Source organism: Sorangium sp. So ce185 (assembly GCF_051526825.1).
In the GTDB taxonomy this organism is placed as follows: Bacteria; Myxococcota_A; Polyangia; order Polyangiales; family Polyangiaceae; genus Sorangium; species Sorangium cellulosum_D.
The window spans coordinates 6,476,204-6,496,373 of record NZ_CP150316.1 but is presented as its reverse complement, the minus strand read 5'-3'; the positions used below and the strand labels follow the sequence as shown (position 1 = coordinate 6,496,373).

At 70.6% G+C, this 20,170-nt stretch carries 16 protein-coding genes; 6 read left to right on the top strand and 10 right to left on the bottom strand.

Translation table 11 applies throughout. The annotated features are described in order from the left end of the window. Positions 1 to 60 precede the first annotated feature (60 nt). Complete coding sequence (locus WMF26_RS23870; protein WP_438002163.1) at positions 61 to 1,533, top strand: serine/threonine-protein kinase; 1,473 nt, start codon at positions 61 to 63, stop codon at positions 1,531 to 1,533. A gap of 10 nt (positions 1,534 to 1,543) precedes the next feature. On the opposite strand, the gene WMF26_RS23865 is transcribed toward WMF26_RS23870, so the two are convergent. After that, entirely contained in the window at positions 1,544 to 2,341 is a 798-nt protein-coding gene (locus WMF26_RS23865; RefSeq protein ID WP_061623445.1) for a helix-turn-helix domain-containing protein, read from the bottom strand. Between the two features lie 121 nt (positions 2,342 to 2,462). On the opposite strand from WMF26_RS23865, the gene WMF26_RS23860 reads away from it, so the two are divergent. Further along, positions 2,463 to 2,861 (top strand): hypothetical protein, encoded by a 399-nt coding sequence (locus tag WMF26_RS23860; protein WP_438002162.1) that lies wholly within the window; start codon positions 2,463 to 2,465, stop codon positions 2,859 to 2,861. Between the two features lie 13 nt (positions 2,862 to 2,874). Here the strand turns inward: WMF26_RS23860 and gstA are convergent, their stop codons facing one another. From gstA to WMF26_RS23825, 7 genes are all read right to left on the bottom strand, one after another. After that, positions 2,875 to 3,480, bottom strand: coding sequence for a glutathione transferase GstA (gene gstA, locus WMF26_RS23855; protein ID WP_437948405.1), 606 nt, complete (start codon positions 3,478 to 3,480; stop codon positions 2,875 to 2,877). A 27-nt stretch (positions 3,481 to 3,507) separates the two neighbouring features. Continuing rightward, positions 3,508 to 4,014 (bottom strand): GNAT family N-acetyltransferase, encoded by a 507-nt coding sequence (locus tag WMF26_RS23850; protein WP_438002161.1) that lies wholly within the window; start codon positions 4,012 to 4,014, stop codon positions 3,508 to 3,510. A gap of 146 nt (positions 4,015 to 4,160) precedes the next feature. Next, entirely contained in the window at positions 4,161 to 4,853 is a 693-nt protein-coding gene (locus WMF26_RS23845; RefSeq protein ID WP_438002160.1) for a Uma2 family endonuclease, read from the bottom strand. Positions 4,854 to 5,044: 191 nt separating this feature from the next. After that, positions 5,045 to 5,647: a TlpA family protein disulfide reductase gene (locus WMF26_RS23840; RefSeq protein WP_438002159.1), complete on the bottom strand. Its 603-nt coding sequence runs from the start codon at positions 5,645 to 5,647 to the stop codon at positions 5,045 to 5,047. Between the two features lie 4 nt (positions 5,648 to 5,651). Next, the gene (locus WMF26_RS23835) at positions 5,652 to 8,801 is read right to left on the bottom strand and encodes an efflux RND transporter permease subunit (protein ID WP_438002158.1); all 3,150 of its coding nucleotides are present in this window, start codon (positions 8,799 to 8,801) and stop codon (positions 5,652 to 5,654) included. Positions 8,802 to 8,810: 9 nt separating this feature from the next. Further along, positions 8,811 to 10,205 (bottom strand): efflux RND transporter periplasmic adaptor subunit, encoded by a 1,395-nt coding sequence (locus tag WMF26_RS23830; RefSeq protein WP_438002157.1) that lies wholly within the window; start codon positions 10,203 to 10,205, stop codon positions 8,811 to 8,813. Position 10,206: 1 nt separating this feature from the next. Continuing rightward, positions 10,207 to 10,551 carry a hypothetical protein gene (locus WMF26_RS23825; protein ID WP_438002156.1) on the bottom strand — a complete coding sequence of 115 codons (345 nt, stop codon included), beginning with the start codon at positions 10,549 to 10,551 and terminating at the stop codon, positions 10,207 to 10,209. A gap of 214 nt (positions 10,552 to 10,765) precedes the next feature. On the opposite strand from WMF26_RS23825, the gene WMF26_RS23820 reads away from it, so the two are divergent. The 3 genes from WMF26_RS23820 (at position 10,766) to WMF26_RS23810 (ending at position 16,593) form a co-directional block, all read left to right on the top strand. After that, a complete protein-coding gene (locus WMF26_RS23820; protein WP_437339291.1) occupies positions 10,766 to 11,098 on the top strand; it encodes a YnfA family protein in 333 nt (110 codons plus the stop codon). Between the two features lie 902 nt (positions 11,099 to 12,000). Continuing rightward, a complete protein-coding gene (locus WMF26_RS23815) occupies positions 12,001 to 14,715 on the top strand; it encodes an RICIN domain-containing protein (protein WP_438002155.1) in 2,715 nt (904 codons plus the stop codon). Between the two features lie 534 nt (positions 14,716 to 15,249). Beyond that, on the top strand, positions 15,250 to 16,593 hold the full coding sequence (locus WMF26_RS23810; RefSeq protein WP_438002154.1) for a tyrosinase family protein: 1,344 nt from the start codon (positions 15,250 to 15,252) through the stop codon (positions 16,591 to 16,593). A 179-nt stretch (positions 16,594 to 16,772) separates the two neighbouring features. On the opposite strand, the gene WMF26_RS23805 is transcribed toward WMF26_RS23810, so the two are convergent. Both WMF26_RS23805 and WMF26_RS23800 read right to left on the bottom strand, forming a co-directional pair. Beyond that, positions 16,773 to 18,407: an amidase gene (locus WMF26_RS23805; RefSeq protein WP_438002153.1), complete on the bottom strand. Its 1,635-nt coding sequence runs from the start codon at positions 18,405 to 18,407 to the stop codon at positions 16,773 to 16,775. Positions 18,408 to 18,525: 118 nt separating this feature from the next. Next, positions 18,526 to 19,641, bottom strand: coding sequence for a hypothetical protein (locus WMF26_RS23800; protein WP_438002152.1), 1,116 nt, complete (start codon positions 19,639 to 19,641; stop codon positions 18,526 to 18,528). Between the two features lie 261 nt (positions 19,642 to 19,902). Here WMF26_RS23800 and WMF26_RS23795 point away from each other — a divergent pair, with 261 nt between their 5' ends. Then, a complete protein-coding gene (locus tag WMF26_RS23795) occupies positions 19,903 to 20,166 on the top strand; it encodes a hypothetical protein (protein WP_438002151.1) in 264 nt (87 codons plus the stop codon). The last annotated feature ends 4 nt before the right edge of the window (positions 20,167 to 20,170 follow it).

The following is a 20,170-nucleotide window of genomic DNA, read 5'->3' as shown; positions in this document are numbered from 1 at the left end:
GGGCTAGAGCTGACATGAACCACCAGCTCGGGCCTCTTCGAGTTAAGGAGTAGCAGAGGTATGCCCCTGCACACCGGACAGATGGTGACCCCTGCGCTGCGGCTCGTACGCATCCTCCGGCGGGGCGGGATGGGGAGCATCTGGGTCGCCGAGCGCCTCCCGCTGAAGGCGCAGGTGGCCGTGAAGTTCATGTCGCCCGAGTTCGCGGACGACCCGGGCTACGTGGAGCGGTTCCGGCGAGAGGCGGTCGCGGCGGCGCAGATCACGAGCCCGCACGTCGCTCAGGTCCTCGATCACGGGCTCACGGCGGAGGGCATGCCGTACATCGCGATGGAGCTGCTCCGCGGCGAGGACCTCCGGGCCCGCATCCGCCGCCTGGGCCGGCTGCCGCTCGGCGAGGTGGCGCGCATCGTGACGCAGGCGGCGAAGGCGCTGGGGCAGGCGCACCGGCTCGGCATCGTCCACCGCGACATCAAGCCGGACAACCTGTTCCTGACCGAGGTGGACGGGGAGACCTTCGTCAAGGTGCTCGACTTCGGTATCGCCCGGCGGGCCCGGGACATGCGCGTCACCTCGACCGGGAACGTCGTGGGGACGCCGCTCTACATGAGCCCCGAGCAGCTCATCAGCTCGAAGGACCTCGATTTCCGCGCGGATCTCTGGTCGCTCGGCGTCGTGGCCTACCACGCGATCACCGGGCAGGCCCCGTTCTTCGGGGATTCGCTCGCGGCGCTGACGCTGCTCGTGCACACCGCCAAGTTCAAGCCGCCGAGCGCGCTCCGGCCCGAGGCGCCCCCCGCCCTCGACGACTGGATGCGCAAGGCCCTGCAGCTCGACCCGACCGCGCGCTTCGGGTCCGCCAAGGAGATGGCCGACGCGCTGGAGCGGGCGCTCTCGCCGCGCAAGCGCGGCGCCGAGGCGTGGGCCACGACCGGCGACACCGGCGCGGAGAGCCCGATCACGATGCGCGTCCCGAGCGCGCCGGAGACCGCGGTCACCCGGCGCCACCCCGCGCCGGCGCCCTCGCCGTTCGCGCTGGCGGAGACGGATCCCTGCGAGGCCGACGTCCCCGATCGCACGACGACGGTCATGATGACGACCGCGAGCCGCAAGAAGCTCAGGCCGCCCTCGGTGCGGCTCGCCACGGCCGTCGCCCTCGGCGTGATGCTCGCCGGCGCCGGCGTGCTCCTCGGCGCCCGCTACGGCGCGCCCGTGGCCGACGGCGCCGCGCTCGCCGCCGTCGCCCCCCGCGCCGCCGCGATGACCGGCCCGGCCGAGGCGACGCTCCTCGCCAGCGTCGTGGAGACGCAGCGGCAGCTGCGCGCTCCGGAGATCCCGGAGCCGGCCCCGGCCAGCGCCGCGGCGACCCAGGCCGACGCCGCGCCGGCGAGCGAGGCGACCCGGCCGGCCGCGAAGAAGCCCGCCGCGCGCCCCGCGCGGACCCCGGGGCGGGCCAAGCCTGCCCCGTCGACGGTGCGGGTCAACCGGCGCATCAAGCCCTTCCCCCGCAACGACATCGCCATGCACCGGTAGAGCGCCGACGTCAGCGCGCGCGCAGCGCGTCCGCGGTCGCCTGGTCCGCAGGGAAGAACGACTCGACCGCGAGCTCGGACAGGGTGACGTCGACCGGCGTGCCGAAGACCATCGTCGTGCTGAGGAAGCTCAGGACGCCGTGCTCCGTCCGGAGCCTGAGCGGGACCGCGATGGCCACCGGGCTCGGCTCGCGGCCGGGCTCCGGGCGCCGCGAGCCCTCGGGCGGCGGCGGATAGCGGCTGAGATCCTCGAGGAGCTTCACCAGGACGGGGTCGGCGCTCACCTCGATCTGGCGGCGCAGGCGGGCGAGGAGGTGCGCGCGCCACTCGGCGGCGTTCTCGATGCGCGGCGCGAGGCCCTGGGGGTGCAAGCTCAGGTGCAGCACGTTGATCGGGGGCCGGAGCAGGGCAGGGTCGGCGCCGGCGAGGAGCGGGCCGAGCGCCCCGTTCGCGGCGACGAGGGTCCAGTGCCGATCGATGGCGACCGCCGGATACGGCTCGTGGCCCGCCAGCACGAGATCGACCGCCTTGCGCGCCGCCGCGAGCGCGGGATCGTCGAGGCTGCGCTCGGGATAGAGCGGCGCGAACCCCGCGGCCACGAGGAGCTGGTTGCGGTCGCGCAGGGGCACGTCGAGGCGCTCCGCCAGGTGGAGCACCATCTCGCGGCTCGGCTGCGCGCGGCCGGTCTCGAGGAAGCTCAGGTGTCGCGTCGAGATGTCGGCCTGACAGGCGAGATCCAGCTGGCTCATGCGGCGGCGCTGGCGCCACTCGCGCAAGAGACCCCCGACCGGCGGATGGGCGCTCATCATCGAGAGCGACCCTAGCACGCCGGAAAATGACGCCCATTACCTGGGAGGTAATCGACCCTGAGCCCGGCGACGCGCATCGTACGCCGTGTCGGAGCACGACTCCCAGCGAAAGGAACTCGCCATGTCGTTCATGACCTCTCCTCGTTTCCTGCGCCGCGTCCTCCTCGCCGATGCCGTCGTCAGCGGCGCCACTGGCCTGCTCATGGTCGCGGCCGCGGCGCCGCTCGCCGGCCTCACCGGCCTCCCCGAGGCGCTGTTCCGCTGGGCCGGCGCGAGCCTGCTGCCGTTCGCGGCCCTCGTGGCCTGGCTCGGCACGCGAGAGAAGCCGGCCCGCGGGGCGGTCCTCGCCGTGGTCGTCACGAACGCGCTCTGGGTCGTCGACAGCGTGCTCCTCCTCGCGCTCGGATGGTTCGAGCCGACGGCGCTCGGCTATGCGTTCGTCGCGGCGCAGGCGCTCGCCGTGGCGCTCTTCGCCGAGGCGCAGGCGCTCGGGCTGCGCCGCGCGCAAGCGGCGGCCTGAGCGGCAGCGCGCGCTACTTGCCCTTCTCGGCCGCGATGGCGGCCTGCACGGCGGGGCGGGCGCCGACGCGGTCCTTGTACTGGCCGAGGCCGGGCCAGCCGCCGAGATCGACGCCCGCGGACCGCGTCCAGGTGAGCACGGTGAAGAGGTAGCCGTCCGCCACCGTGAACTGCTCGCCGAGCAGGTACGTGGCGCCGTCGAGCCGCTGCGCCACGTAGCCGAAGCGCTGGGCCAAGTAGGCCCGCGCCGCGCTCTTCTGCTCGTCGGGCACCCTCGGCTTGAAGAGGGGCGCGAACTGCTTGTGCAGCTCGGTGCCGATGAAGTTGAGCCACTCCTGGAGCCGGTAGCGCGCGAGGGTGCCTGCAGGCGGCGCGAGCCCGGACTCGGGCCTTCGATCGGCGATGTACTGGACGATCGCCGGCCCCTCGGTGAGCACCTCGCCGCCCTCGATCTCGAGCGCGGGGACGTAGCCCTTGGGGTTGATCAGGGTGAAGTCGGCGCCGGATCTCGTCTTCTTCGTGCCGAGGTGGACGCGCTCGAGGTCGAACTCCAGGCCAGCCTCGCGCAGCGCGATGTGGGGAGACAGCGAACACGTGCCGGGGCTGAAATAGAGCTTCATCGTGGCCTCCGTGACGAGGGAGGGGCGTCAGCGCGGCGGCTCCGCGCCGCGGGGCGGGGCAGGTTCGATCAGCGGATCGGCGTAGACCCCGGGGGTGGAGTCGGGGATGAGCGTCGCGCCGACCGTGCGCGCGTAGAACTCGACGGGCCCGACGCCGCCGATGATGCCGTAGGCATAGCCCATCTGCGCGAGGCCGTGCAGCGAGGCGAGGAGCAGCGCCTTGCCGACCCCCTGGCCGCGCTCGCTGTCGGCGACGCCGGTCGGGCCGAAGAAGCCGCGGCGGGTGCACTCGTAGGCGGAGAAGCCGATCACCTCGCCGCCGCGGATGGCGAGATAGACGCTGACGGGCTTGTTCGCGTAACCGACGCTGATCTCATCGGCCCAGTAGGTCGTGAAGTGCTGCTCGACGAACCGCCGGACGCGCGTGATCTCGTAAGGCGCCGCGCGCCGGACGACCACGGAGGCCCGGCGCATGGCCTCGAGCGCCGGTTCGAGCGGCGGCAGCTTGAGCAGGTTGACGAGCATGTCGGACATGGGCCCTCCCGAGCGAAGAGATGACGAGCGCGGAGAGCGGCCCGGAAAGCGGGCCCGCTCCGGCCGGCGTTCTACCAGGATCGGGGCGAGCGGGCGATGCGACGGCGCGCGGGCCGCGCTGCAGCGGGGCGCGCGGGCCGCGCTGGCTACTTCAAGGTGTCGGGATCGACGCCGAGCTCCCTGAGCTTCTCCGCCAGACGCGCCGCCCGCTGCTCGGCGGACTTGGCCCGCTCGGCGAGCTCCTTGCCCGCGGGCACGAGCTCGCCCTCGCGGGTGAAGAAGCGGAGCTGCCCCTGCTCGACGCCCAGGAACAGCTCGAGCTGCGCGCTCCAGAGCCGGCCCGCGGCGTCGGGAGAGAGCGGCTCGTACTGCCCGTCGACGAGGTGGAAGCCCGAGAGCTCGAGCGTCTCCGGGTGGAACCAGAAGTAGTCCGGCGTCCGGAAGACGTCCTGGTACGTCTGCTTCTTGAGACCGCGATCGATGCTCTCGGTGCTGTCCGAGAGCACCTCCACGATCACGTTCGGATACCGGCCGTCCTCCTCCCAGACGACCCAGCTCTTGCGCGGCCTCCGCTCGGTGCCGAGCACGACGAAGAAATCGGGACCCCGGAAGTGCTCGGACTTGAGCTGGCGAGGGCTGAAGTAGATCGTCAGGTTGCCGGCCGCGAAGAAATCCGTCCGCTCCTTCCAGAAGAGCTCCAGGCTCTCGAGCAGCAGGAGCATCTGGATGAGGTGCACATAGCTCTCCATGGGCGGCTCGTTGCTGTCCAGATCGGCCGGAGGAGCGACGACGTCCGGGTCGACGATCTCCGCCGGCATCGAGAAGGCCAGGGACGTCATGCCTCCAGCCTGCCGGAGGATCCACACCGCAGCAAGGTCCGCGGCGCATCTTCTCAACCCGGCTCGGGCTTACGGATCGAGGCATCGTTCAGTTCGAGATCGGCATCCGGCTGCGTCTCGCGGGGCGTCCGTCCTGCAGGGCGCCGCGCAGCGCTCGCCGACGCCGCGCGCCGCCCGCCCGGCAGCGCCGCTCAGCGCGGCGGCGCGTCCGGCGCCGGCGGCCACGACCCCGCCTGCCCGGTCACGAGCAGCCGCGCTTCGGGCGCCCTCCAGTCGCGCGCGCCCGTGAACCGGAGCGCCAGCGTGCCGTCCGGGCGCACGAGGAACGTGTCGGGCAGCGTCGAGACCCCGAGCCGCCGCCCGAGGGCGGGCGAGCCGGCCCGCACGACCTCGGGCGGCACCTCGCCGTCGAAGAAGGCGCGCACGACCTCCCAGCTCTCGTCGACGCTCACGGCCACGAGCTCGACGCCTCCGCCCCGCTGGAGCTCCCGGCCGAGATCGAGCAGGGCAGGGAGCTCGGCGCGGCACGGCGCGCACCACGTCGCCCAGAGGTGGAGCAGCACGGCCCGGCCGCGCAGCGCGCTCAGGCGAAGCTCGCTCCCGTCCGGCCGCGTCAGGACCTCGTCCGGCGCCGGCTCGGCCCCGGAGAGCGGCTCGTGCGCGAAGGGGCGCCCCGGCCGCCCCGCGCCGCGGCGGTGCTCCACCGCCCAGTAAAGGCCCACCGCGAGCGCCTGGAGGAGCATCAGGACGCCGGCGGCGCGGGAGGCAGCGCGGAGGTGCGGGTGCGCGCCCATGGAGCTACTCCGCGGCCGGTGGCAGGGCCGCCGCGGCGCGCGGCGCGGGGCCGGCGGCGCCCGGAGCGGCGTCAGGGCCCGGGGCGGCCGCCGCCCCCTCGCGCGCGGTGCCCACGACGCTGTAGAGCACCGGCAGGACGAGCAGCGTGAGCAGCGTGGAGGAGATCACGCCGCCGATCACGACCGTCGCCAGAGGGCGCTGGACCTCGGCGCCGACGCCCGTGTTCAGCGCCATCGGCACGAAGCCGAGCGACGCGACGAGCGCCGTCATCAGGACCGGACGGAGGCGCCGCTCGGCCGCGAGCTCGATGGCCGCCCGCACCGGCATCCCTGCCGCGGTGAGCTGCCGGACGGTGGAGACGAGCACCATGTCGCCGAGCACCGCGACCCCCGACAGCGCCACGAACCCGACGCCCGCGGAGATGCTGAAGGGCAGGTCGCCGAGCCAGAGCGCGACGACGCCGCCGATCGCGGCGAACGGGACGCCCGTGAAGACGCGGATCGCGTCGAGGAGCCGCCCATATGTGACGTAGAGCAGGAGCAGGATCAGCCCCAGGGCAACGGGCACGACGACGAGCAGGCGCGACTGCGCCCGCTCGAGGTGCTCGAACTGCCCGCCGAAGCGGACGTAGTAGCCGGGCGGCAGCTCGACCTCCCGATCGAGCCGCGCGCGCGCCTCCTCCACATAGGTGCCCACGTCGCGGCCCCGGACGTTCGCCTGCACGACGATCCGGCGCTTCGCCCACTCGCGGTTGATCGCGGTCGGCCCCTCGGTCGTGCGGATCTTCGCGAGCCGCGCGAGCGGGATGCGCTCGCCGCCGGCCGCCGTGACCAGGATGCGGCCGATCGAGGCGGGGTCCTCCCGGTAGCGATCGTCGATGCGCAGCGTCACGGGGAAGCGGCGCTCGCCCTCCTGGAGCTGCCCCACCTCGCGCGCGCCGAGCGCCTCGACGACATCCAGCACGTCGGCGGCCGCGATGCCGTGCCGGGCGATGGCGGCGCGGTCGACCTCGATCTCGAGCACGGGCTGCCCCGTGACCTGCTCGGTCACCACGTCCGCGGCGCCGGGGATCCCCTTGAGGACGGCCTCGATCTCGCGCGCCTTCTGCTTCAGCGTGTCGAAGTCGTCGCCGAACAGCTTCACCCCCAGATCGGCCCGGATCCCGGCGACCATCTCGTTGACCCGCATCTCGATCGGCTGCGTGTAGATGACGCGCATGCCCGGCATCCCCGCGAGCTCCGACTCCATCGCCTGGACGAGCTCGTCCTGCGTCGCGGCGCGCTTCCACGCCTCGCGCGGCCTCAGGGTGATGAACATGTCGGACAGCTCGAGCCCCATCGGATCCGTCGCCACCTCCGCGGTGCCCGTGCGGGTCCAGACGCGCTCGATCTCGTCCGGGAACCTCTCGAGCAGGACCCGCTCGAGCCGGGTGCCGTAGCGGATCGACTCGCCCGCCGAGACCCCCGAGAGCCGCACGGTGTTGGCGACGATGGTGCCCTCGCGGAGCCGCGGCACGAACTCGGCGCCGAGCCGGGTCGCGAGGAAGACCGCGTTGCCGAGGAGCAGCGCGGCGCCGGCGAGCACCGCCCAGCGTCCCCTTAGCGCGAGCTGCAGCGCCGGTCGGTAGGCCCGCTTGAGGAGGCGCACGAGCGCGTTCTCGCGCTCCTCCATGCGACGCGGCAGGAGCAGGCTCGCGAGCACCGGCATGAGCGTGAGCGACAGGATCATCGAGCCGACGAGCGCGAAGATGACGGTGAGCGCCATCGGCCGGAACAGCTTCCCCTCCGCCCCCTCGAGGGCGAGGATCGGCAGGTAGACGATCATGATGATGAGCTCGCCGAACATCGTCGGCTTGCGCACCTCGATCGACGCGTCGCGCACGACGTCCGTCGCGCTCCGGTCGCCCGCGTCCTCCGAGAGCCGCCGGACCGAGTTCTCGACCATGATCACCGAGCTGTCGACGACGAGGCCGAAGTCGATCGCGCCGAGGCTCATCAGGCTCCCCGCCACGCCCGCGCGCAGCATCAGATCGAAGGCGAAGAGCATCGACAGGGGGATGGCCGAGGCCACGATGAGCCCGGCGCGGAGGTTGCCGAGGAAGGCGAAGAGCACCGCGACGACGAGGAGCGCGCCCTCGATCAGGTTCTTCTCGACGGTGCCGAGCACCTCGTCGATGAGCTCGGTGCGGTCGTACACGACGGCGACGTCGACGCCTTCCGGCAGGCTCTTCTCGACCTCCGAGAGGCGCGCCTTGAGCCGCGTCGTGACGTCGTGGCTGTTCTCGCCCATCAGCATGAAGCCGAGGCCGAGCACGACCTCGCCCTGGCCGTCCGCGGTGACCGCGCCCCGCCGGATCTCGCGCCCCTCGACGACCCGCGCCACGTCGCGGACCCGGATGGGGGCCCCGCCCTTGGCGGCGACCACGATGTCCTCGATGTCGCTCACGCGCGTCGCGATGCCGATGCCCTGGATGAGGCTGGACTCGCCGGCCTGGTCCAGGGTGCCCCCACCCACGTTGGCGTTGTTGCGCTCCAGCGCTTCGGAGAGGTCGTGGAGCGCGAGCCCCCGCGCCGTGAGCTCCGCCGGGTCGACGAGGACCTGGATCTGCCGCTCGTCGCCGCCCCAGGCGTTGACCTCGGCCACGCCGCGCACCGAGCGGAGCTGCGGCGCGATGACCCAGTCGTGGACCGTGCGCAGCTCGCTCAGCGACTTGCCCTTGCCCGTGACCACGTAGTGGAACACCTCGCCGAGCCCCGTGGCGACCGGGCCGAGCTCCGGGCGCTCAATGCCCGGCGGCAGCGTCACGGTCTGGAGCCGCTCCATGACGACCTGACGGGCCAGGTAGATGTCCATCTCGTCCTCGAACCGGGCCGTGACCTGCGAGAGGCCGAAGCGGGAGAGGGAGCGGACCTCCTCGAGCCTGGGCAGCCCCGAGATCGCCTGCTCGACGGGCGCCGTGATCTGGCGCTCGATCTCGACGGGCGAGAGGGCAGGGGCGACGGTGTTGATCTGCACCTGCACCGGCGTCGTGTCCGGGAAGGCGTCGATCGGCAGGCGGCGGAGCGCGAGGACGCCCGCCAGGGAGAGTCCGATCGAGGCCAGGATCACGAGCAGCCGGTGGCGGAGCGACCACGTGATGACGGCGTTCAGCATGGCCGCGCCTCAGTCCTCGCCGCAGCAGCCGGCGCCGATGCTCTCCTTGAGGGTCTCTGTCTTGAGCAGGAAGCTCCCCTCGGTCGCGACCTCCTCGCCGGGGCGCACGCCCTTCGTCACCTCGACGAGATCGCCCTCGGTCGCCCCGATCTCGACCCGCCGCGCCTCGAACTGGTCCTCCGCGAGCCGGACGAACACGAGCTTCACCGTCCTCGCGCGCTGGACCGCGGCGCGGGGCACCATGACCGCGGCGCGCGCGGGGGCGAGGATGCGCGCCCGGCCGAACATGTTGGCCCGCAGCGCGCCGCCCGGGTTCGCGAGCGGGACGCGCGCCTTGGCCGTGCGCGTCGCCGGATCGATGGCCGGCGCCACGTACGTGATCTCCCCCTTGAGCTCGCGCCCCTCGAGGCCGTCGACCTCGATGACCACCGGTTGCTTCAGCGAGACGGCCGGGAGGTCGGTCTCCGGCACGTCGAGCTCCGCCCACATGCTCGACACGTCGACCACCTCGAACAGGGTCTCCTCGACGCCGACGAGCCGGCCCACGGTGGCCTTGCGCTGGGTCACGACGCCGGCGAGCGGGGTCGTGAGCGTGTAGCCCCCGGTCCCGCCCGCGCTCGCGCCCACGACGGCCAGGGAGGCCGCGAGCGAGGCGCGCTCGGCGCGGGCGGCGTCGAGCTCCTGCTGCGCGGCGAGGACGCTCTTGCGCGCGGCGAGCCCTTCCTTCTCGAGCTGCTCCTCGCGCTGCATGTTCTCCTCGGCGACCTTGAGGCGCGCCACCGCGCCGGCCAGCCGCGATCGATCCGCCCCCACGTCGGCGCTGTCGATGACGGCGAGCGGCGCGCCCTGCTTGACCTCCGACCCCACGTCCACGAAGAGCTTCTGGACGACGCCCGGCGCGCGCGCGTTGAGCTCGGCGACCTTGAGCGCGTCGTAGACGATCCGGGCGGTGACGGGGATCCCTCCGCCGCCCTGCCGCTCGACGGCCTTCGCCGTGAGGATGCCGGCGAGCCGGGCCGTGTCCTTGGTCTTGAATCTGATCTTGGTCCCGTCGGCGGGCGCGCCGTCGCTCGCCACGTCGGCCGCCGGCTTGCCGCCGCGCTCGGGGTGGCAGATGGGGCAGATGGACTCCGGGAGCTCGTGCTCTTCGCACCAATCCCCCTTCGCCTGGAAGACCGGGGCGAGCTTCGGATTGCACTTCGTGCAGAGCGCCGCGAGCACGCCGTGCTCCTTGCACAGCGCGCCCTCGGCGGCACGGCCCGCCGCGGGCTTAGCGCCGGCCTTCGCCTGCTCCTCGGCCGGAGCGGCGTTGTCGGCCTCCCGGCGCCCGCATGCCGCCTCGCACGAGAGGAGGGCGGCGAGGATCGGGATCAGGGCGGCGTGGGCGTGGGTGCGGCCGGCCATGTCAGCTCTCTTTCGGCGGTCTCACGATCTTGAGGTCGGGGTTGCACTTCAGGCACTGCGACTCGGGCAGGCCGTGCTCGGCGCACCAGTCGCCGGTGGCCTTGAAGGCCGGGATCAGCTCCGGGTTGCAGCGGCTGCACTGCGACTCGGGCACGCCGTGCTCTCCGCACCAGTCCTCGTGGGAGCCGGGCTTCACGTCCTTCGGCGCGTGCGCCGCGTTCGCGGGCGCCAGCGCGGCCCCGGCCGCCTGCTCGGTCGCGCCCTTTCCGGCGCCCGGCGCCTCCTTGGAGCACGCGGCGCCGAGGGCGAGGGCGCCAATCACGAGCGAGATGAGATGGATCTTCATGCTTTCTCCGCCTGATCTTCGTACTGCCGCCGAGCCGGCGCCGCCGCTCCCGCGCGTCGCTGGGCCGACCCGGCCCCGCGTACGCGCGCTCTGCCGCCGGGGAGCGAGGCTGCTGCCGGGGGCGCCGGAGCACGTGCCGGCGGAGCGTACCATGCGTCGTCGAGAGCGCGAGCGCGACCGGCCCGAGCTCCGTCCTTCCTGGTAGGCTCGGCGTATGCGCGCTGCGCTCCTGTTCCTCGCCGCGGGCCTCCTGGAGATCGGGGGCGGGTACCTCGTGTGGCTCTGGCTGCGCGATCAGCGCGGCGTGCTCCTCGGCCTCGCCGGGTTCGCCGCGCTCGCGGCCTACGGCGTCATTCCCACGCTGCAGGCGGCCGAGCACCCGTTCGGCCGCGTCTATGCCGCGTATGGCGCCGTGTTCATCGCGCTCTCCATGCTGTGGGGCTGGGGCGTCGATCGGAAGCTCCCCGATCGACGGGACTGGATCGGGGCGGCGATCTGCCTCGTCGGCGCGGCGATCATGCTGTGGCCGCGGGCGCCGCGACGTTAGCGCCGCGTCGCCCGGATCCCGCCGATGGGCCTGACGGGGAGAATTTGAACACAGAGGTACGTAGGGCACAGAGGGGAGAAGAAAGAGAGTCATTCCTGTGACTCCGTGACTCCGTGGCTGTTCTATCGATGACATCGGGGACGAGCCTGGGGCGGTGCGGTGCTGGCGAGTCGCTCCTCGACTCCCCGCCTCGAAACATCCTTCGCGCTCCGAGCTGCCGGCGCGGCGCTCGGCGGACTCTGGCGCACGGGCCTGGATCAATCCGTCGAGGGTGCCCAGGGCGCGAGGACGCCAGCGAATCCAGAATTTTCTTATCTCGCGGTGCTCTGCGCGCCCTGGCGCCGTCGCGTAAAAATTCTTTTCCTGACGTCCTGATCGCCTCGGTTGGCTCGTATCCGCGCCGTCCAGTCACCGCGTCCAACGACCGGCCAGCCTGGATTTCTGCAGCCGCTGGGGCGCGCGATGACCTGGTCGCCGGCGGATCCATTTGGTCGCGTTAACGTTCTCATTTCGAACGAGGCTCAAGCAGTTCAATCTCACGGGCGGCAGAGCCCATCTGAGCCCCGGTCGATGTCGGATATTGCGCTACCCAACATCACCTAAAAAACGCGGTTGTTGTGACTTCGGAATAGTCACGTCGGCTCGCAAAACACCGCGAAATGCAGGTTCGCCTTGACGGGCTAGCCAACATGAAACAATAACTATCCTCGTCGCAGTGCCTGACCGAACACGGACCGAGCCCACTCGCTCCGTGGACCTCGAGAGCGAGATTCACCGGAGGGCAACCGCGGCGGTACCTCGGCAGCCTTCACCGCGCGGCGAGCGCATCCGATCAACGAAGGGCAGCGTCGAGCTGTAGAGAGATCGGCTTTTTACCTGGTTAACATAATGAGGAGAATCACATGAGATTCGCATCCAGGCAACTCTTGCTTGCCGCCGCGACGGGCCTTCTCGCCGTGTCCTGCGTCGGCCTGGCGGAGGACTACGAGGACGAGGAAGGCGGCGTGCTCGACGAGGGCCTCACGATCGACCCGAGCGCGGTCTACACGATGGTCGGCGTGCAGAGCAACAAGTGCGTGGAGATCCGCGGCGGGAGCACGGCGAGCTCGGCGGCCGCGCAGATCGCCTCGTGCCGCAGCGGCGACACGAGCCAGCAGTTTCGGGTGGAGTCTGCGGGGAGCAACTACTACCGGCTGCGCAACGTGAAGAGCGGCCTCTGCCTCGGGGTCAACGGCTCGTCGACGTCGAACGGCGCCACCATCGTCCAGTCCAGCTGCGGCAACGCCACGAGCCAGCAGTTTTCTATCGCGGACGTCTCCTCGACCGTTCAGCGGTTCACGAACCGCGCCAGCAACAAGGTGCTCGACGTCATGGGGCGGTCGACAGCGGACGGCGCCAGCCTCCACCAGTGGAGCTGGGCCAACGGAGACAACCAGAAGTTCTCGCTCAAGGCTGTGGGGGGCTCGTCGAGCTCCTCGACGTCGTCGAGCTCGACGACCACGTCGAGCTCCTCGACCACCGGGACCGGCGGCGCGGGAGGCACGGGGGGCGCGGGCGGCGCTGGCGGCGCGGGCGGCTCCGGGGGTGCCGGGGGGACCGGCGGCGGCGGCACCGGCGGGTCGGGCGACGTCGGCGTCGCCCCGGCGTCCGGCTGCGGGCTCGGCTACAGCCAGCTCCCGAACGGCAAGGGCGGCGTCAACGTCGAGCCCGTCTGCATCCCGAAAGAGATGAACTTCAACATGGCCGCGTCGCTGGAAGCCTTCAAGACGACGGTCTATCCGCTGCTGCAGACCAACTGCTCTGGCTGCCACAGCTCGACGGGCAAGGCCCAGGCGCCCCTCCACTCCGACGTCGATCCGGCGCTGGCCCACGAGTACGCGCTCACGCGCGTGAACTTCAAGAAGCCGGCGGACTCCAAGCTCGTCGTCCGGATGGGCATCGACCGGCACAACTGCTTCGGCTCGAGCTGCAGGGACGCGAACACGCAGATGCTCTCCGCCGTCACGGCGTGGGCCAACGCCGTCGCGCCGAGCCTGCCGACGACCCCGCGCCCCGTCGCGGCCGGCGAGCAGGTCACCGAGGCCCAGGTCAAGTCGTGGATCGCGACGGACAAGGCCACCGTCCCCGCTGCGGACGCGGAGTTCATCAAGTACGCCTCGCTGCACGAGATCCACAACAAGGGCGCCACGGCGGAGGAGATGAACGTGGCCCGCGTCGGCCTGTCGAAGGCGCTGAACTCGACGGCGCGCTGGGCTCCCAGGATCGTGAACCCGGTCGACATCAACGGGAAGGGCATCGTCTACCGCTTCGATACCCGCAGCTACTGGGGCTACAACAAGGGCGTCACGAAGCTCCACTTCGGCGGGTCGGACGACGACGTCTTCTTCGGGAGGACCAGCGTCAACTACCTGGGCGAGCCGGTCGGCTCCGACGTCACCTTCCGGGAGAAGTACCGGTATACGTCGGACGTCCAGGTGGATCCGAGCTTCGCGCGGCTGGTCTGGGGGCGCGTCCTCGCCGGCAACGTCGAGGGCGCCACGGACGGCGGCGTGCTGCCGCCCTACGTCGACGGCTTCAAGACGGATTACATCGAGGCGAGCCAGCTCGTCTACACGCTGACCCGTCCGGACGTCTACAACGCGATCATGGCGATCCCCTGGTATGCGCACGACCTCGAGACCGAGCTCGGCGTCATCAAGGACCAGGGGATGAAGTCGTACGAGTACATGCTCACGAAGCAGGCCATCACGGTCGACTCCCGCATGTACTTCAGGGCCAAGACGCGGCGCGGCGGGTACTACTGGAAGACCTGGGACGTCTTCACCGGGCAGCTCGACGGCGGCGTGAACACGATCGAGCAGGCGTGGGAGACGGGCCAGATCCGGTTCCCCTTCTGGGCGCACCCGATCCCGAAGTTCATCAGCGGGACCGGCATCGGCGGCTCGGCGAACAACTGGAGCTTCATCGCGACCCTGGCCCAGCCGCAGGGCACCGAGCCGCCGGGGTGCGATGGGCAGCCGAGCTACGCGGGCGGCGGCTACGTGAACTGCCGCTACTACACCGGGACCGACGGGCTGCAGCAGTCGGCGGAGGAGGTCATCTGGGATCTGCCGAACGGCCTGCAGGGGTACTCGCTGTGGGGCGGCTTCAACCAGCGCCGCGTGGACGCCTTCGTCAACATCGTGCGTGATCCGCGCATCCAGCGGAACGCGTCGGACGCGCAGATCAACAGCACGGTGGGCTTCGCCACCCAGGACCGCCGCCTGAACACCGGCAGCTCCTGCATCGGCTGCCACGCGGACGGCATGAACCGCGGCAACAACGATCTGCGCGACTGGCTGGACGCCGGCGGCGAGCGCCTGCCGAAGGGCGAGCACGGGGTCGACGGGTGGATCAACGACGCTGCGGTCGTGTCGCAGGTCAAGGAGCTGTACCCGCCCTCGAGCGTCATGCGGTCGCGCATGGAGGACGACCGCCGCGTCTTCCTCGCGGCGATGGCGAAGATCAAGAGCGAGATGGTCCTCGGCGCGGACAAGAACGTGTACGTGGAGCCGACGATCTGGACCATCGAGTGGGCGCAGAGCTTCTACAAGTACGCGCCGACCCGCTCCAACTGACGCAGCGAAACGCCCTGTCGGACGGCCGCCGCCCGGCGGCTCGTCCGGCAGAGCGTCCGCGAGCGCGCGTGCAGGAACACGTGCTCGCCGATGTACGGCGCGCCCTCCACCAGGCGCACCGCGAGGTCGGTCGCTGCGCCACGCGGTGATGCCAGGACGAGCCATGCGTCTGCGGCCGCGCTGCCGGCGCACGATTCGAGGAGCTGCTCCGGCTTTTACAGGTAGTCCAGGCGGGCCGCGAGATCGTGCGCCGGACGCCGCGCGGCCCTCACCGCCCCCGACGATTGCCGCTCAGCGCGGCTCTCTTTATGTTTCTCACGAGCAAAGCGCAGCGGCCAAGAGGCTCGCCGCGCTCGAGAGCTCGCAGGCTCCGGGCTCGACCACGGAGCGGCGCTGCGGCGGGGCTGTAGAGGGGGCGTCATGGAGGTCAAGGGCTTCGCGAGTGCGGCTTCGAGCGGGTTCATACGTCGCGACGTCTACAGCCTCTCCCCGGAAGGCCCTGAGATCGCGGCGCTCAGGCGGGGGATCGCCGAGATGCAGCGTCGATCTCGGGTCGATCGCCGCGATCCGACCGGCTGGGTCTACCAGGCCGGGATTCACGGGTGGCCAGACGGTGGAAATCCGCTCCCCGGATGGAACGCGTGCCAGCACAGCAGCTTCTTCTTTCTCTCCTGGCACCGCATGTATCTCGCCCGATTCGAGCGGATCCTGAGGTCCGCCTCCGGAGATCCGGGCTTTGCGCTCCCGTACTGGAACTACTCCGCCGCCGGCAATCGCGCGATACCGGCCGCGTTTCGAAAGCCCGGGGATGCGTCCAACCCTCTCTACGCCGAGGAGCGCGCAGCGGGCATCAACCAGGGAGCCCTTCTCCCGCCGTCTGCGGTCACGTTTTCGTCGGCCTTCCGCTTGACCAACTTCAGCGCTCGGCCCGGGACGCGTGTGAGCTTCGGTGGGGAGGCGCTCCGGCAACCCGGGCCAGGCAGAGGTCGCGCCGGGGAGCTCGAGCGGCAGCCGCACAACGTCGTCCACGGCATGGTGGGCGGTCAGGATGGCTGGATGAGCTACACGGAAACGGCCGCGCAAGATCCCATCTTCTGGCCGCACCACGCGAACATCGACCGATTGTGGAAGCGCTGGCTCGACCAGGGCGGAGGGCGCGGCTACCCAGGACGCTCGGAGGACGAGGAGGCCTGGTGGCGCCTCAGCTTCGATTTCGTCGACGAGAACGGCAGCCTCGTGCGGATGACGGGCGAAGAGATCACCGACACGGTCCTCCAGCTAGGCTACCGCTATGACGATGATCCGCCGCCGCTCGCGACGGTTCGCCTCGCTGGAGAGAGCAGCGCTGCTGCCAGGAGCCCGGAGCTCGCCGCGGCCGTCCGCGGGACCAGCAGAGCGCCGATCGCGCTCGGGGCCGAGCCGGTCTCGGTGCTGGTCGAGATGTCGCCCGAAGACGTCGCCGTCCTCAGGACCCTCGCGACGAAAGAGCTCGTCGAGACGCAGATCGTCCTGAGCCTCGAGGGCATCGCGTTCGAGCGGAACCCAGGTGTCACCTATGAGGTTTATCTGAACCTCCCCGAAGGGACGCCGCCGGACTACCAGAGCCATTACTACGTGGGCAACATGGGGTTCTTCGTCGCGCGCGGCCACGGGCACCCGCACGGGCCGGCCACCGTCGACCAGGCCTTCGACGTCACGGCCCACGTGCGCACGATGGCCGAGCGCGGCGAGTGGGCGGACGTTTCACCGAAGGTGAGCTTCATCATGCGTGAGCTCATCCCGCCGGGTGGCGCAGAGAACATGTCGGCCGCAGCCGCGGGGAGATCCACGCCAGTCGTGCGCGTAACGATCCGGCGCGTGGTCATCGCGACCGCATGAGCCCTCGGGAGGTCGAGCATGGGCACCATGGAATCCTCGGTTCGGAGCGCCGCCCTCGGGGGGGCGTGGACGTCGAGAGAGTCGCGCGATTGGATGGCTGGTCTCTCGTCCGGTGACCGCCCCGGGGACGGCCTGGCGCGGCGGTGCGCGCGGCCGGAGCTCGGCGTCCCGCGCGCCGGCTACAGCGTCAGCTCGGCCTCGACCCTGTGCCGGGTCGCCTGCTCGTAGTCATAGGCATACCCCAGCAGGCGGGGCTCGCTCCAGAGGGGGCCGACGAAGATCAAGCCGAAGGGGGCGCCGTTCTCGTACTGGCCAGCAGGCACGACCACCCCGGGCAAACCGGCGATGTTGATCGCCGATTCCGTGGTCGCCGCGTAGGTGTCCGCGCTGAAGAGCTCCGGGATCACCTCGTAGGTCTGCGGAAACGCCAGGGCATCCAGATCGTGCTCGGCCATCACGGCGTCGAAGAGGCTCAGGTACTGGCCCCGAAGGGCCCAGAAGCTCGATAGATCGGGCGGCGCCTCCGGGTGAAGCAGCGAATCCGCGAGGACAGGGAGCTTCTCGACGTACCAGAACAGCGGGCCGCCGTCCTCTTGAAACGGAGATACCCCCGCGATGAGCGACAGCTCGTCGATCGAGCCGACCACGCCCCCGTCGAACGTCAATCCCGCGAGGTATCGCTGGAAGTCGTGGGCGAGCGACTCCGTGCCTCGCATGTCGTAGGGCTCGCCGGGCAAGGCCAGCTCGGCGAAGCCGCTGCCGGCGAAGGGATCGTCGACGACGGTCGCGCCCTGGCGCTCGAGCTCCAGGACGGCGCGCGCGTAGAGATCCGCGGTCTCCGGCGACAGGGCGCTCGAGCGAAAGCCCGGGCCGTACAGCCCGATCCGCTTCCGGCGAAGGGCAGTCTTGCTGAGCTCGCTCGTGTACCCGTGCGGGGGCAGCCGGCCATCGGAGGCGCTCGTCTTGGGGTCCTCCGGGCTGTAGCCGGCCAGCACGTCCATCACCAGGGCCGCGTCGAGGACGGTCTTGGCGATCGGCCCTGCGACGTCCCTCGTGCTGCCGGCCAGCGGCACGATGCCCGCCGTGGGGACCAGGGCGAACGTCGGCTTGACGCCGACGAGGCTCTGCGCCGCCGCGGGGTTCTGGATGGAGCCCCCCGTCTCCTCCGCGAGGCCCAGCACCGCGAAGCTGGCGGCCACCGCCGTGGCGGTCCCGCTGCTGCTCGCGCCGGGCGCCAGGTCCCTGTCGACGGCGTTGTACGTGGGACCTGCCCAGCTGCTGTTGGCCCGGGTCCCGTCGTCGCTGAAGGCCGGGATGTTTGTCTTGCCGAGGATGATGGCGCCCGCTCGAATCAGCCGCTCGACGACGACGGCGTTCTCGATCGGGAACAGATCGACGCCGCCCGCCGCGGCGCTGAGGGGCGCCCAGCCGGCCGTCGACGGCAGCCCGACGACGTCCATCGATTCCTTGATGACCACCGGGATCCCCGCCAGCGGGCCGAGCGGCTCGCCTTTCCTCCGCTTCCTGTCGATCGCGCGCGCCTCGTCGAGCGCGCCCGGGTTCAAGAAGGTGAAGGCGTTGTAGGACGGCTCGTACTGCTCGATCCTGTCGAGGTAGGCCTGGGTCAGGGCCTCTGCGGTGTAATGTCTGTTCCTGTACGCCTTCTGGATCTTCGAGATCGTGAGCTCGGTCACGTCGATGTGGTGGGCGCGGACAGGGCCCGCCGCCGCGGCGGCGTCGCCGGGGTTCCCCAGGACGACGCCAAGCAACATGGCGGCGATCCACTCGCCGCCTGGACGTTTGTGCTTCTTCATGAAGGATCGCTCGCTCTCGGTTCAAGACGCAGATCGCGTCAGTTTATCGAGCTGTACTATACAAGAAATTCGTCCCGAGGCTGCTCGACTTTCGATGCGTACGTCCAGCGGCCCGGCGTCACTTGATGATGGCCGGATCCTCGATCGTGAAACACTCGATCGAGGACGCCGCGTATTTCAGCGCGTTGTACCAGAACTGCGAGATCTGAAAGACCTGCGCCGCCGATCTCTCGTAGCAGGGGCTGTTCGGGTCCATGTACATCTGGGGATTGATGCACGCCGCCGTCCCGAGCCACTGGCCCGAATAGGTCACCCACTCGTCGCCATACGCGACGACGTGGCCTTTGCCGACCTCCTTGTGGACCGCGAAATTGTTCGTGCCGTCGGTGCAGTCGACGGTCGCCGTCGTCGATTTGATCGAGCGCGCGATGTAGGCGCCGACGCTCTGGATGTCCTTGCCGATCGGCGTGTCCTGGTTCCAGGTGCCCACGCTCCCGGGGAGGGGGCCGCCGAGCGGCACCGGGCCGCCCCAGCAGTTGCAGTTCGCGCAGTTGGTCCGCGCAGGATCCAGCACGCCGTCGGCGTTGAACTGGATGTCCGTGAACGAGAGGAGCTGGTTGGTCGCCGTGACGTCGTGGATCATGCACCCCTGTCCATTGCACTGATAGCCGCTCAGCGCGATGAGACCACCTCCGCTGTTGACCCAGTCCTCGAGCGCCTTCACCTCGTCAGGCGTGAACTGCCAGGGCTGCCCGTCGTCGTTCTGCGCGCCCTTCGTCACCATCCACTGGAGCAGGATCACGTCGTACTTGGCGAGGAACTCCGGCGTGAGCGTGGGCTTCTCCATGTTGTAGTTGTCGACCTGGGCCGTGCTCTGCGTGTTGAGCCAGGTCTGGAGCGCCGTGGTGCTGTCGCTGCTGCACGGGCCCCAGACGCCCTCATGGCCGATCGACGCGATGTTGATGCAGGTGCAGTTGCCCTCGTCATCGCAGGTCGTCTGATGCCCGGCGTCAGCCGGCGGCTCGCCGCCCGGACCCGAGCTCGTCAGCCCGATCTCGCCGCCAAAGTCGCCGCTGCTGCTGCTGACGGCGCCGGGGCCGCTCGCGCTTTGCCCGCCCTCGCCATTTCCCGTGTTGTTGCCGTTGCCGCCGCCGCTCGCCGAACAAGCGATGACCGGCAGCCAGGAGGCCGCGAGCGCAGCGCAGAAGCGAGTCACGAAACGAAGTCTTGCCATGATCCAGAGACTATCATTCCCGCGCTGGCCGGAGGCCTGAAAGCGTGAGGCAGCCCTCTGCCCGCAGCGGCCCCGCCAGCCCCCCCGCGCGGCAGCTCCGGCGTGAGCGCTGCCCCATCCTCTACCGACCGGAGTTGCGGTTCAGCAGCGTCACGAACATGGCGGTCGGTCTGCGCGGCGCGTCAGACGAAGAGTTGCGCGCGGGTGGTGTGGGTGAAAGAATTTGACGCGAGAGGAACGGTCGAGAGGGTCCGAGGAGAATTGAAATTCAACGAGGAGGCTGCCGAGAGGGTCCGGGGAGAATTGAAATTCAACGAGGAGGCTGCCGAGAGGGTCCGGGGAGAATTGAAATTCAACGAGGAGGCTGCCGAGAGGGTCCGGGGAGAATTGAAATTCAACGAGGAGGCTGCCGAGAGGGTCCGGGGAGAATTGAAAATCAACCCGACGCCGCCCCGCGGCGGGGCGGTGCTGGCCGACCGCCTGGTCGAGGCGCGCGCGAGGGCGCTCCGCGTGCAACGCCCATAAATCA

Excerpts from the sequence above, each read along its gene's own strand:
- WMF26_RS23810 (WP_438002154.1), top strand. The coding sequence starts at position 15,250 with ATGCAGCGTCGATCTCGGGTCGATCGCCGCGATCCGACCGGCTGGGTC.
- WMF26_RS23815 (WP_438002155.1), top strand. The coding sequence starts at position 12,001 with ATGAGATTCGCATCCAGGCAACTCTTGCTTGCCGCCGCGACGGGCCTT.
- WMF26_RS23835 (WP_438002158.1), bottom strand. The coding sequence starts at position 8,801 with ATGCTGAACGCCGTCATCACGTGGTCGCTCCGCCACCGGCTGCTCGTG.
- gstA (WP_437948405.1), bottom strand. The coding sequence starts at position 3,480 with ATGAAGCTCTATTTCAGCCCCGGCACGTGTTCGCTGTCTCCCCACATC.
- WMF26_RS23840 (WP_438002159.1), bottom strand. The coding sequence starts at position 5,647 with ATGGGCGCGCACCCGCACCTCCGCGCTGCCTCCCGCGCCGCCGGCGTC.
- WMF26_RS23850 (WP_438002161.1), bottom strand. The coding sequence starts at position 4,014 with ATGTCCGACATGCTCGTCAACCTGCTCAAGCTGCCGCCGCTCGAACCG.
- WMF26_RS23860 (WP_438002162.1), top strand. The coding sequence starts at position 2,463 with ATGTCGTTCATGACCTCTCCTCGTTTCCTGCGCCGCGTCCTCCTCGCC.
- WMF26_RS23830 (WP_438002157.1), bottom strand. The coding sequence starts at position 10,205 with ATGGCCGGCCGCACCCACGCCCACGCCGCCCTGATCCCGATCCTCGCC.
- WMF26_RS23820 (WP_437339291.1), top strand. The coding sequence starts at position 10,766 with ATGCGCGCTGCGCTCCTGTTCCTCGCCGCGGGCCTCCTGGAGATCGGG.
- WMF26_RS23845 (WP_438002160.1), bottom strand. The coding sequence starts at position 4,853 with ATGACGTCCCTGGCCTTCTCGATGCCGGCGGAGATCGTCGACCCGGAC.
- WMF26_RS23870 (WP_438002163.1), top strand. The coding sequence starts at position 61 with ATGCCCCTGCACACCGGACAGATGGTGACCCCTGCGCTGCGGCTCGTA.
- WMF26_RS23800 (WP_438002152.1), bottom strand. The coding sequence starts at position 19,641 with ATGGCAAGACTTCGTTTCGTGACTCGCTTCTGCGCTGCGCTCGCGGCC.
- WMF26_RS23865 (WP_061623445.1), bottom strand. The coding sequence starts at position 2,341 with ATGATGAGCGCCCATCCGCCGGTCGGGGGTCTCTTGCGCGAGTGGCGC.
- WMF26_RS23825 (WP_438002156.1), bottom strand. The coding sequence starts at position 10,551 with ATGAAGATCCATCTCATCTCGCTCGTGATTGGCGCCCTCGCCCTCGGC.
- WMF26_RS23805 (WP_438002153.1), bottom strand. The coding sequence starts at position 18,407 with ATGAAGAAGCACAAACGTCCAGGCGGCGAGTGGATCGCCGCCATGTTG.